This window comes from Dysgonomonas sp. 521 (assembly GCF_010501055.1).
GTDB lineage: Bacteria > Bacteroidota > Bacteroidia > Bacteroidales > Dysgonomonadaceae > Dysgonomonas.
Map to the genome: position 1 here is coordinate 1 of NZ_QVMO01000023.1, position 12,746 is coordinate 12,746.

The following is a 12,746-nucleotide window of genomic DNA, read 5'->3' on the forward strand; positions in this document are numbered from 1 at the left end:
GCAGGGTTTTTAAACTGTTTGTCGCTATTTTGTTACTTTGAAATATAACTTGTTGATTATGTATATAATACATAGTTCCGGTCGTGCTACATGTAAACCCGCTTGTGTAGCGGGTTTTTGTTTATAGCTTACCCTTTTGTTAGCTTTATACTACATCTTATTTTCTATGAAAGATACTATCAGTAAGATATTGCAAGCCTTCGCCTTGATTTGTATTACTCTTGGGGTACTCCTTACCATAGGAGGAAAAGAAAGTACCTGGTTTGCTACTGGCTGCCTCTCCATGGTGGTGGGTATTATTCTTGCTTATATCAAAAGATGGATAAATAACGGAGAAGATGATGACAGTATACTGGATGATTGAACTTCATATTTGAAAGAACTGCATTCCGTAAAAATATTTATTTGTATCTTTAAATCTTTAGATTTTTCCATTACTTATAGAACGATCGATATAAAACTATGGATATGAATAATATACATCTCGTCTATTTCAGTCCCGCACTGTCTACCCGCCGTATAATGCGCGAAATAGGCAAAAATATGGGCGCGGAGGTAAAAGAATACGATATTACAATGGGGCTAGGCCAATCGTTGGATATAGACAATCGGGACCTTGTAGTCTTTGGAATTCCCGTCTATGCCGGGCGCGTTCCCGAACTGGCTGTAAATGCGTTCCGTAAAATCAAAGGGAAGAATACCCCTGCCGTTTTGGTTTGTGTATACGGCAACCGCGACTATGACGATGCCCTGCTGGAACTGAAAGATATATGTGAGGAAAACGGCTTTGTAGCGATGGCGGCGGCAGCCTTCATTGCCCGCCATTCCATCTTTTCGGGTGTTGCCGAAGGACGCCCCGATGAGGATGACAGGCAGAAGATAGCCGGATTTGCCCAAGAATGTATGCTCATGTTCCAATCGTATGACAGCACAAAGGAATATGCAGCGTTGGAGGTAAAAGGCAACCGCCCTTACCGCGAACCATCCAAGGGTGGCTATGTGCCTGCAGGAGACGAAAGTTGCGATGCTTGCGGTATCTGTGTCAAACAATGCCCTGTGGAAGCCATTCGCGCCGATGACCCGAAGATAACCGATATGGACTTATGTATCCGTTGCGCCCGCTGTATTACCTTGTGCCCCGAACATTCACGGGCTTTCAGGGGAGAACTTTACGAAGCGGTGAAAGCGAAATTTGCCCCGATGATGGCTGCCCGCAGGGAACCGGAGGTATTCTTTAATAAAATATAAATCATGAAATACACAAAAATGAAAAGGACAATCTTATGCACACTTATGCTATGCCTCTGCGCACCTGCATGGATACAGGCACAATGGGGCGGGCCTCAGAGTAAAGTAGAAAACAAAGCGATCCATAGCAATGTGCTGAATGCGGAAAGACAATATACGATCTATCTGCCTAAAAGCTACGAAGTAGAGAAAGACAGGAAGTACCCGGTACTCTATCTTCTTCATGGTATGTCGGGCGTCAATACAAGCTGGTTCGAAAATGAACGGGCAAAAGACGTGATGGATGTGCTCGTAGCTTCGGGTGAAGCTTGCGAAATGATAATCGTAAGCCCGAATGCGGGAGGGGAAGTATCCAAGGACTGGAACGGCTACTTCGATATGCCGGGCTGGAGTTACGAAACCTTTTTCTTCGAAGAGTTCCTGCCGCATATCGAAAGCACTTATCGTGTGATTGGCGATAAGCAGCACCGTGCCATTGCCGGGCTGTCGATGGGTGGCGGCGGCACTACCGGCTACGCCCAGCGCCATAGCGATATGTTTTGCGCGGCGTACGCCATGAGCGCGTTGATGACGATACCCGGTATAGGCGCACATCCGTCTCAGAATCCTGAAGATAAATTAGCTATACTCACCAGATCTGTTATCGAACACAGCTGTGTGGACTATGTGGCCAAGGCTACGGAAGAACAGAAAAGCCAGTTGAGGACAGTAGCATGGTTTGTAGATTGCGGCGACGATGATTTCCTGCTCGATACCAATATCGATTTCACAAGGGAGATGCGTAAGGCAGGTATCCCTTGCGAGTTTCGTGTGCGCGACGGCGGACATACATCCGAATACTGGCATACGGCACTTTATTACTGCTTGCCGTTTGTGACACGCAATTTTAAATAGGAATCGGGTACTGAAAAATACTGAATTGTAAAATCAGGTAAGCCGATTCTTAAATATTAAAATCTCATTTATATGGATACTATAAGATGGGGGATAATAGGAGTGGGGGATGTAACCGAGAAGAAAAGCGGGCCAGCATTCTACAAAACAGACCATTCGGCCCTGGTTGCCGTAATGCGCCGTGATGGAGACAAGGCGAAGGACTTTGCCCGTCGCCATCATGTAGGGAAATACTACACAGATGCCGATGCGTTGATTAACGATAGGGATGTGGATGCTGTGTATGTGGCTACGCCCCCGCAGTGGCACAAGGATTACGCCATAAAGGTATTGCAGGCGGGCAAACCCGTATATGTGGAAAAGCCGATGGCGATGAATTATGCGGAATGTCTCGCTATGGCAGAGGCTTCCCGGCAGGCAGGTCAAAAACTCTTTGTGGCACACTATCGCCGCGCATTGCCTTACTTCCTGAAAGTGAAAGAACTGCTCGACAATAATGCTATAGGTAAAGTGTTGACTGCCGATGTCAGGTACTTACGTCCTGCAAGCAAATCGGATATGGATAAGCAGATGCAGACCTGGCGTGTGAAGCGGGCGAAGGCTACTTTTTCGACCTCGCACCGCATACACTCGATATACTCGATTTCCTTTTGGGAGGGATAGAGGATGCCAAGGGATATTGTAGCAACCGTGGAGGGTATTATGATGTTGCCGATACGTTATCCTCTATAATGCGATTCGCGTCGGGTGCTACAGGTACGGGCGAATGGTGCTTTGTATCATCAGAAAAATCGCGTGAAGATTCCATCGTTATCACAGGCACGGAAGGCTTTATCCGTTTCAGTACATTCCAATTTTCGGCTATCCATTTGTCAACGGAGGAATGCGATGAATACTATACTCCGCCACAGCCCGAGCATATCCAGCAGCCACTTATCCAGACCATTGTGGACGAGCTGAGGGGGGTGGGCTTATGCCCTTCCACCGGAGAGACTGCTCTGCGCACGGCACGGGCAATGGATATGATAGTGGGTGGATGATGAAACATCGAAAATGAACAATGTTCTCCCCAGGTTGGGGCTGTCCCAACCTAATTGCGGATTATAAATCCGCCGTTAATATCTTTGGGATTGCAAATCCGAAAGGACGAGGTGAAAACTCTCTGAAACTCCCTGTTTGAAAACAGTTTGTTTCGTCTGAATTTTAATAATACTCGGCTTATTGCTCACTGTAAAAGGCTACCTCAATTTCTTCCGCTCAAATATTATCCTCGACGAAAACCAGTAAATGACAATGCTAATGGTACATAGCCCTGCCGCGACCAGATACAGAGTTTCGAAAGAGAAGAAGCCTGTGATATAACCACCTATCAGCATACCCAGTGCCAGGCCGAGGTCGAATCCGATGAGGTAAGTGGAGTTTGCTGTACCGCGCTGGCTGTTTTCTGCAAGGTTGATATAGAGCGTCTGCAACGCAGGGAACATCATCCCAAACCCGATGCCGATAAACAAACCTGATATGCAGAAAGCATAGATATTGTGTATCAGTGCAAACGAGAGGAAAGCCATAGCGACAATAGCCATCGCCGACACATTCACTTCGTGTATCTTACCCCTGTCTACCAGCTTGCCTGCAAATACGCGGGAGGCGATGATACCACCTGCCCAAAACAGGAAGAATATGCCGGCATTAGGAATGCCTATTCCCTTGCCATACTGTGCCACGAACGGGCCTATCGTACCCCATGCAAAGCAGGGTAGGAGCTGGTTGAGGAATATAGGCCAGCCTTTGAGCAGGAAGAAACGGTCTAAGGATATTTTCTGCCGTTCTACCTTCTGCCTTACAGGTGCCTTTATCAGCGAAACGGCAACGATGCCCAGCGCTCCCATAACGATAGCGCACCACAGCAAAACATCGAACCCGTAATGATTGTATATATGTATGGCGATAAACGGGCCTATAGCCATTGCCACATTCATAAACGTGCCGTAATAACCGATCCCTTCGGCACGGCGTTCGGACGGTACTACGTCTATGGCCAGCGTGCTGGACGATACGGTAGACAGCCCCCATGTGATGCCGTGCAAGAAACGCACTACGATAAACAGCATGACCGTTGTAGCCCAGAAGTATCCGAAAAAGATGAGGGCATAGCAGGAGAAAGCCAGCAGCAGTACCGTTTTGCGTGAATAGAGGTCGACGATGAATCCCGAAAAAGGGCGGACAAACATCAGGGCGATGGCGTACGATGCCAGTACGACTCCCGTCTTGGATTGCGCTACTCCCATCTGTTCGGTAATATATAGCGGAATAGAGGGCATCAGCAGGTTGAAGGAACAGGCCATCAGGAAGTTGGCCAGGCATACGTTGAGATAACTCAGCGACCAGAGTTTCGGTTTTTGTGACATATTCAGTTAATTGACAATTGATAGTGGATAATCAAGCGTGCATTAGAAGGTAATACCGTCAACTATCCGTTCTTCACTATATTGAGCAAAAAAAATAAAATGCTCCCGGCAACAGAAGCATTTTTTTTATCAGCGCTATTGTATAGCGCTTTATTTGATTCCCAGTTTCTGTTTTACAAGAGGCGTGGCATTGGTCGCATCCGGTGTTACAAATGCTATTCCCGGATTGGCAAGGTCGTAAATGCATACGAAACCCCGTTCGATCCCTACCTGATAGATGGCATCGTTTACCCTTTGGCGGAGAGGTTCTATCATTGCTTTTTCCTGATTCTGAACATCTTCCTGCGCTACTTTCATGAAATTATTGATTTGGCGTTCCAGTTCGTAAAGCTCCTGCATACGGCGCAAACGAATATTTTCGGCCATAGATGTCTGATATGATATAAAATCGGAATATTTCTTATTATAGTCATTCTGCATCACATTCAGTTCATCTTTGTATTTATTGTTCAGGTCGATGAGTTGATTGGATGCCTTAACCTTTTCCGGCATAGCTTCGAGCAGTTCATTCGAATTGATATACGCGATCTGCTGAGCGGTTTGCGCTGCAAGACTTTTAGCGAAAAAGATTGAGGTAATTGTAAGGGCAGATATAATTATAATTTTTTTCATCATGATAATTTGTCTTTTTTCGATGTGACAACTTACTGGCTCTGACGAAGAAATTCGGGATAACCGTAAAACTGATTGATAGTTGTGTGTTTCGGTGGTATGGTTAGTACCACCGACTTTCAAGGCAAGATTGGCTTGTCAACAACTATCAATTGGTTTTCTTAGGTTATATTATATTGAACGCAAAGATACACAATAATTTGCTAATTCAATCAAATTATAAGGTTTTCTTCACTTCTATTTCTTCAAACGGCTCTATTACGTCTCCTACCTTAATGTCATTATAGTTGTGGATGTTGAGTCCGCACTCGTATCCGGCGGCAACTTCCTTCACATCGTCCTTGAATCGTTTGAGCGAACCGAGTTCTCCCGAATAGATTACGATACCATCGCGTATAAGGCGTATTTTGTTGGCACGTTTCAGTTTTCCTTCTTTTACCATACATCCGGCAACTGTACCCACCTTGGTAATCTTGAATACCTCGCGTACTTCTACATATCCGGTTTGTACTTCTTTTATTTCTGGAGATAACATACCTTCCATAGCCGATTTCACTTCTTCTATGGCGTCATAGATAATAGAGTATAGGCGGATTTCTACACCGTCTTTTTCAGCGGCTCTGCGCGCGGCCTGTGACGGGCGCACCTGGAACCCGATGATAATGGCGTCGGAGGCGGCGGCCAGTGTTATATCCGATTCGGATATTTGCCCTACAGCCTTGTGTATCACGTTTACCTGTATCTCTTCGGTCGATAGCCTTATCAGCGAGTCGGATAGGGCTTCTACCGAGCCGTCTACGTCGCCTTTCACTATCACATTCAGTTGCTGGAAGTTTCCGATGGCTATGCGTCGGCCTATATCGTCAAGGGTAAGTATCTTCTGTGTACGAAGTCCCTGTTCGCGTTGTAGTTGCTCGCGTTTCGAAGCTATTTCGCGGGCTTCCTGTTCTGTTTCCAATACATGGAATATGTCCCCAGCCTGAGGCGCGCCGTTGAGTCCGAGTATAAGCGCGGGTGCTGCCGGAGCCGCGGCTTCTATATTCTGGTTACGTTCGTTGAACATTGCTTTCACACGTCCGTAGTATGTTCCTGCAAGCACAATGTCGCCTTTCTTGAGTGTTCCGTTTTCTACAAGGATAGTAGACAGGTAACCCCTGCCTTTGTCGAGGGACGACTCGATAACGGAACCTGTCGCCCTTCTGTTAGGGTTGGCTTTCAGGTCGAGTAGTTCGGCTTCTAGCAATACTTTTTCGAGCAGTTCGTCTACGCCTATTCCCTGTTTGGCCGAAATGTCCTGTGACTGGTATTTACCTCCCCATGATTCCACAAGGTAGTTCATATTAGCCAGTGTTTCTTTTATCTTTTCAGGGTTTGCTCCCGGTTTGTCTATCTTGTTTATAGCGAACACGATAGGTACGCCTGCCGCAGATGCGTGGTTGATGGCCTCTACAGTCTGAGGCATCACATTGTCGTCGGCGGCCACTATGATGATGGCGATATCCGTTACTTTGGCACCACGCGCACGCATCGCCGTAAAGGCTTCGTGCCCCGGTGTATCGAGGAATGTGATACGGCGTCCCGATTTCAGCTTCACGTTGTATGCGCCTATGTGCTGTGTGATACCTCCGGCTTCTCCGGCGATTACATTCGTTTGGCGGATAGTATCCAGCAGGGATGTTTTACCGTGGTCGACGTGTCCCATCACGGTAACGATAGGGGCGCGAGGTTCCAGATCTTCTTCTTTGTCCTCTTCTTCGTTGATGGCTTCTACTACTTCGGCGCTTACGTACTCGGTCTTGAATCCGAATTCTTCGGCGACTATGTTGATGGTTTCTGCATCGAGGCGCTGGTTGATGGATACCATGATGCCAATGCTCATACAGGTAGAGATAACTTGTACTACGGGCACATTCATCATGTTTGCAAGGTCGTTGGCGGTTACAAATTCTGTAATCTTAAGCGTCCTGCTTTCCTGTTCCTGCATTTCCAGCTCTTCCTGCTGTCTTAGCGAAACGGCATCACGTTTTTCTTTTCTGTATTTGGCGCCCTTGTTCTTTCCTCCTTTTCCGGTGAGGCGGGCCAGTGTTTCTTTTATTTGTTTTTGTACGTCTTCTTCGTTTACTACATGTTTCACGATAGGTTTGCGTATACTATGTCTCGATTTTTCGCCGCCGCCACCGCTGTGTGGTTGTCCGCCGCCTTGAGGGAAAGCTCCTTTTTCTATGTCTACTTTTCCTTTTTTGATACGGTTGCGTTTTTTCTTGGCAGCATCGTCGTTGTCGGCGTTTGCCTTTCTTTTCTTGGCTTCTTCGTCAGTTTCTTTTTTCAATAAACGCACGGTATTTTCTTTTACCTTTTTCTGGTCTTGCATTTCTTTTTCCAGGCGTTCTTTTTTCTTTTCGGCTTTGGTCTTTTTTGCAGGACGTGTTTTATCGTTTATCGAACTGAGGTCTATCGTGCCTTTTACGACAATATTCGATTTTATTGTTGTTTTATTGAGCCTGAATACATTGTCTTCTTTTTCCACTGCTCCCTTTTCTTGGGGTAAGCCTTCGGAAGCTTCAGTTTTATGCTCAGTTTTTTCTTCTGTAATGGTTTCTTCTTTGTTTACAAACACAGGTTCTTCTTTTACTTTTTCCTCTACGGTCTGTTTTGTCTGTACTTCTTCTTCCACAGGTTTTTCTGCCTCTGGTGTTTTTACTTCAGCAGCTGCTTCCGGCGCACTGGTTTCGGGTGCTTTTTCTTCCGGTTCGGGTTTTGCCTCTGCCTTTTTAGGCCTGTTCAGGGCGTCCAGATCGATTTTGTCCACTATTTGTACATGTGGTTTTATCGATTCGGGTACTTCTGTTTTTATTTCTTCCGGTATGTTTTGTATTCGGGCTTCTTCTTCCTTCTTGGCCTGGGCTTTTATCAGTTCCTTCTTTTCTTCGCGCCTGCTAAGCAGGGCGTCGATGTCAGAATCCCTTCCGAATTCTTTAACCAGCAATTCGTATTGTTCACTGCCAATTTTAGTATTTGGATTTGATTCTACATCAAAACCTTTTTTATGCAGAAATTCAACCAGACTGTTGATTCCTACATTCAAATCTTTGGATATTTTTATTAATCTTATCGACATATGTTCTTTTTAATTCTAAAAAATGGACAGTGAACCTGATATATGCTTCTGGTAAATGAAGGTGGTAGACTTTCTCCGGATACAAAAGTATTAAGAAATCAGCTAATCACCAAATAAAGGTTATTCTTCGTCTTCAAATTCGGCGCGTAATATATTCAGTATTTCGTCCACGGTGGTTTCTTCCAGGTCGGCTTCTTGTATGAGTTTGTCCCTGTCGGTAGTCAATACATTTTTGGCTGTAACGCAACCGATTTTCTTCAACTGGTCGATAACCCATCCGTCTATTTCGTCGCGGAATTCGTCCAGATAGATATCTTCTTCGTCGAAGTCGTCGATGTCGCGGTACACATCTATGGTATATCCTGTAAGCATACTTGCCAGCTTGATGTTGAACCCGCCTTTACCGATAGCCAGCGATACTTCTTCGGGGCGCAGCAGTACTTCGGCGCGTTTTTCTTCTTCGTTGATCTTTACCGAAGTGATTTTAGCGGGGCTGAGTGCGCGCTGTATGTACAGGTTCATGTTGGATGTATAGTTGATGATATCGATGTTCTCGTTGCGCAACTCACGTACGATACCGTGTATACGCGAACCTTTCATACCAACACAGGCTCCCACGGGGTCGATGCGCTCGTCATACGACTCAACGGCTACTTTAGCCCTTTCGCCGGGTATGCGGGCGATATTCTTGATTGTTATCAGCCCGTCGTTTATTTCGGGAACTTCTATTTCGAGCAGTCTTTCGAGGAATGTCGAAGAAGTTCTGGACAGGATGATCTTAGGATTGTTGTTTTTGTTTTCTACCCGTTCTACTACGGCGCGTACATGTTCACCTTTGCGGAAGAAGTCGCTGGGTATTTGTTCTGTCTTAGGCAGTAGTAGTTCTTCTTTTTCGTCATCCAGCAACAGTATTTCTTTTTTCCATATCTGGTAAACTTCGCCGGATACGATTTCTCCTATTTTTTCTTTATAGCGGTTATACAGGCCTTCTTTTTGTAATTCAAGTATTTTTGAAGTCAGGGTCTGACGCAGGTTCAGTATGGCACGGCGTCCGAAGTCTTCGAAGAATACTTCGTCTGTTACTTCTTCGCCTACTTCAAAGTCTTCATCTATCTTTTTAGCTTCGGAAAGAGCGATTTCTGTATTTTCGTCTTCGAGTTCATCGTCTTCTACAATGATGCGGTTGCGCCATATTTCGAGGTCTCCTTTATCGGGATTGATGATAACGTCGTAGTTGTCGTTCGAACCGAACAGCTTTGCTATTACATTGCGGAAAGAGTCTTCGAGTACGCTGATCATTGTCAAGCGGTCGATGCTCTTCAATTCTTTAAATTCTGAAAATGTATCAATTAGATTGATAGTTTCTTTCTTAGCCATGGGTTATTTAAATCTAATTAAGTATTTTGTATGTTTTACGTCCTGATATCCAAAAGAGAAATCTTCGTTTACCGCTACTTTCTTTTTCGCTCCTTCGGGCTTGACCATCTTTGTGACTGTAAGGGTAAAGCCATCGTCGTCACAGGACTTGAGTATTCCTGAAAGTTTCTGGCCTTTCTTGGTCAGCACTTCTACTTCGTTGCCCAGGTTTTTCTTGTACTGGCGTGGTATCCTGAAGGGGGATGTAAGCCCCACAGATCCTACTTCCAGCTCGAAGTCTTCGGTGTCCCTGTCGAGGTGCGATTCTATCTCACGGCTCAGGGTTATGCAGTCGTCGATGCTGACGCCTTCGTCACTGTCTACTTCTACTACAATGCTGTTTCCCGGCCTTACGGTAATATCTACGAGGAACATTGTGGTACCTTCCAGATGCTTATCTGTGATATCTCTGATGAAATCTTTTTCTATCATTTTGTTCAAGCAATAAAAAAAGGAAGCTACAGCTTCCTTTCTCCCTCTCTTATTTTTCGATCACAAAAGTACGGAATTTTATTTTTTATTCCAAATTTTTATCTATAAATAAGGATAATCGCGTCAAAATTAATATGGTTTTGTAAGATTTGGCTAGGAGTCTGTTTAAGTTTTATGGCAAATCTTTTTTTTTGAACTAATTAACCTTTAAGGTTAAAATATTATTTGTCTTTTTGTAAATTTATTTTAACTTTGTGAATAAACCATAAAATATATTCAGGTCTGGTTGAGTATTTGTCTGAATTAATTCAAGTCAATATATCAAAATAAGGAAATCTTTATGAAAAAATTATCTTTCTTCATTCTGTCTCTTTTTGTAGCTGTTTCTCTATTCGCTCAAAATGGGAAGAAAGTCGTTTATGTTGAAAATTTCAGCTATACAAGCAAAATTGGAAGTTCTCATGTCAAAGGCCTTCGCAATAAAATTATTGCAAGTTTGGTAGAAACAGATCGTATTACAGTAAAAGATGTGAATTCTGAGGCAGGCTTGGAGCAGTTGTCCCAAAGGCAGACCGCAGATGCTTCTACAATAGATCCGTCTACTATAGTGATGATGAAAAACCTTAATGCCAACTATCTTATACAGGGGCATGTAACTACTTTGGAGGGTAACAGGTTTACTACTGATGAGGGGAAAGTATATTATAAAGGGTCGATCGTGTTTTCGTTAAATATCGTTGATATAGAAACCGGTACATTGGTAGGCTCAGAGAATTATTCTTATTCGGGTTCAGGTTCCGGAGGGTTTTTCTCTACCGGTACAGGCAGTACGGCCGATGAAGCTATAAGCAACACTTCGGGAACTCTTGATACGGATATGGAGAAACTTGTAAATAAATATTTTGCGCTACAGGGTACGATTCTCGAATTAAGTGGAGAAAAGAAAGGTAAGGCTACCGAAGTGTATATTGATCTGGGTAGTGCTCACGGTATGCAAAAGAAGCAAAAGTTTGATGTGTTTGTAGAGCGTGAAATAGCCGGACGCAAGTCTCAGAAAAAAATAGGCGAAATAGAAATAGAAGCTGTAGAAGGAGATGATATCTCGCGCTGTAAAGTAAATAAAGGCGGGGAGGAAATAAAATCCGCTGTCGGCGAAGAGCAGACAATAACAATAAAAACAGTATATAGAAAAGGGCTTTTAGAGTTTTAAGTAACCTGATTTTTTTAGTCGAATTAACATATCTTATATAGAGCCTCAAAGAAATGAACCATATAAAACCAGTACTGACCATTATCATGTTCTTTTGTGTAAGCGCGCTATCCGCGCAAAACTACACAAATGACGCCATCCTTATACAGCAGAAGAAAGCAACGGCTGTAATAAAAGCTTCGGGCATACACGAAAAGAAAAAAGAAGCCACGCTTATGGCTATAAAGTCGGCTTTCGATACCTACTTCAATTATGGCATCGAAGGGCTGAATGACGGGAAGCCGGCATTAAACGACAGTGGTGCCGCCCATACCTACATCGAACGTTTTTTTGACGACAAGTCTGGTAAATATATGTCATTTGTGGCAAATTACGAAGAGGATAAGAATCCTGCCAGGTTGCCAAACAAGCAATATAAAGCCTCTGTAAAGATGGAGATTTATGTGAATGCTTTGTTGAAAGACATGGAGAAAAATGGTGCCAGAACAAAGACGGCCGCGGAAAAAACGACAGAAGAAATCAAAATAGATGTCGCGCAACCCACCATCATGGTTGTGCTTTACAAGCAACAGGATAGGAGCTACAGGGAGATTCTGAGGGATACTAAATATGTAGATTACCGTACAGCAATAGCACGGGTTCAGGACGCGTTTATACAGAAAGGTTACGACATAAAGGATGTGATGGCCGTACTGGAAGCGACCGAAAAAAGTATGCTGTTCGAATCGAACTCATCCGTGGAATCGATGGATGCCCAACTGATAAATAACTCGGGAGCGGATGTATATGTTACGGTAGATGCAGGTTATAATACCAATAATGCCGGATCGATAGGCAGTATTGCCCTCGTTGCATACGAACGCGCTTCGGGGAAGTTACTGGCATCGAAGCATTCCACTACGCCCCGCTACCAGAAGGCAGTGTACGCGGATTTGTATCGTATCGCCATCGGGCTTATAGTGGATGACTTCCTGAAAGATATGACTACTAATTATGCGAAAAAAGCCGATGTCGGCAACACCTTTGTCTTACGTATCTCTACAGGCAGCGACAGCGCTACAGACCTTAATACGGTCGTGTCTTCGCAGGGGTTGCCGTTGTCCGATGTTATGCGCCTGTGGTTGCGCAAGAATGCCCTCAATGGACGGTTCCATGTTCAGGGGTCAACACGCGACCTGATAATATTCGATGAAATACAGGTAGCCAGTAAAGCTGACGCGGGATATTTCATCGATGCCAACGATTTTGCCCTGGATGTATTCAGCTATATCCAAAACGATTTGGGTATCAGTTGTGATAAGCGGGTTGATGGAAATACCATTTATATAACAATCAACGATTGAATGAT

Annotated in this window: 10 protein-coding genes and 1 pseudogene; 6 read left to right on the forward strand and 5 right to left on the reverse strand. The window is 44.4% G+C overall.

Annotated features, from left to right (window positions below; translation table 11 throughout):
- Positions 1 to 166 precede the first annotated feature (166 nt).
- The 4 genes and pseudogenes from D0T84_RS08570 (at position 167) to D0T84_RS08585 (ending at position 3,182) form a co-directional block, all read left to right on the forward strand.
- Entirely contained in the window at positions 167 to 364 is a 198-nt protein-coding gene (locus D0T84_RS08570; protein ID WP_163307470.1) for a hypothetical protein, read from the forward strand.
- Positions 365 to 468: 104 nt separating this feature from the next.
- Positions 469 to 1,248 carry a 4Fe-4S binding protein gene (locus D0T84_RS08575; RefSeq protein WP_163307471.1) on the forward strand — a complete coding sequence of 260 codons (780 nt, stop codon included), beginning with the start codon at positions 469 to 471 and terminating at the stop codon, positions 1,246 to 1,248.
- 18 nt (positions 1,249 to 1,266) lie between these two features.
- Positions 1,267 to 2,142, forward strand: a complete 876-nt coding sequence (locus tag D0T84_RS08580; protein WP_163307511.1) for an esterase family protein — start codon at positions 1,267 to 1,269, stop codon at positions 2,140 to 2,142.
- A 72-nt stretch (positions 2,143 to 2,214) separates the two neighbouring features.
- Positions 2,215 to 3,182, forward strand: a pseudogene (locus D0T84_RS08585) (Gfo/Idh/MocA family protein).
- Positions 3,183 to 3,380: 198 nt separating this feature from the next.
- On the opposite strand, the gene D0T84_RS08590 reads toward D0T84_RS08585, so the two are convergent.
- The 5 genes from D0T84_RS08590 to rimP form a co-directional block, all read right to left on the reverse strand.
- Complete coding sequence (locus tag D0T84_RS08590) at positions 3,381 to 4,550, reverse strand: MFS transporter (RefSeq protein ID WP_163307472.1); 1,170 nt, start codon at positions 4,548 to 4,550, stop codon at positions 3,381 to 3,383.
- Between the two features lie 150 nt (positions 4,551 to 4,700).
- Positions 4,701 to 5,225 (reverse strand): OmpH family outer membrane protein, encoded by a 525-nt coding sequence (locus tag D0T84_RS08595; RefSeq protein WP_163307473.1) that lies wholly within the window; start codon positions 5,223 to 5,225, stop codon positions 4,701 to 4,703.
- A gap of 214 nt (positions 5,226 to 5,439) precedes the next feature.
- Positions 5,440 to 8,340 carry a translation initiation factor IF-2 gene (gene infB, locus D0T84_RS08600; protein ID WP_163307474.1) on the reverse strand — a complete coding sequence of 967 codons (2,901 nt, stop codon included), beginning with the start codon at positions 8,338 to 8,340 and terminating at the stop codon, positions 5,440 to 5,442.
- A gap of 120 nt (positions 8,341 to 8,460) precedes the next feature.
- Complete coding sequence (gene nusA / locus D0T84_RS08605) at positions 8,461 to 9,717, reverse strand: transcription termination factor NusA (RefSeq protein ID WP_163307475.1); 1,257 nt, start codon at positions 9,715 to 9,717, stop codon at positions 8,461 to 8,463.
- A 3-nt stretch (positions 9,718 to 9,720) separates the two neighbouring features.
- Positions 9,721 to 10,188, reverse strand: coding sequence for a ribosome assembly cofactor RimP (gene rimP, locus D0T84_RS08610; RefSeq protein WP_163307476.1), 468 nt, complete (start codon positions 10,186 to 10,188; stop codon positions 9,721 to 9,723).
- A 340-nt stretch (positions 10,189 to 10,528) separates the two neighbouring features.
- Between rimP and D0T84_RS08615 the strand changes: the two genes are divergently transcribed.
- Both D0T84_RS08615 and D0T84_RS08620 read left to right on the forward strand, forming a co-directional pair.
- Positions 10,529 to 11,398 (forward strand): hypothetical protein, encoded by an 870-nt coding sequence (locus D0T84_RS08615; RefSeq protein WP_163307477.1) that lies wholly within the window; start codon positions 10,529 to 10,531, stop codon positions 11,396 to 11,398.
- 53 nt (positions 11,399 to 11,451) lie between these two features.
- Positions 11,452 to 12,741, forward strand: coding sequence for a DUF6175 family protein (locus D0T84_RS08620; protein WP_163307478.1), 1,290 nt, complete (start codon positions 11,452 to 11,454; stop codon positions 12,739 to 12,741).
- Positions 12,742 to 12,746: the final 5 nt, after the last annotated feature.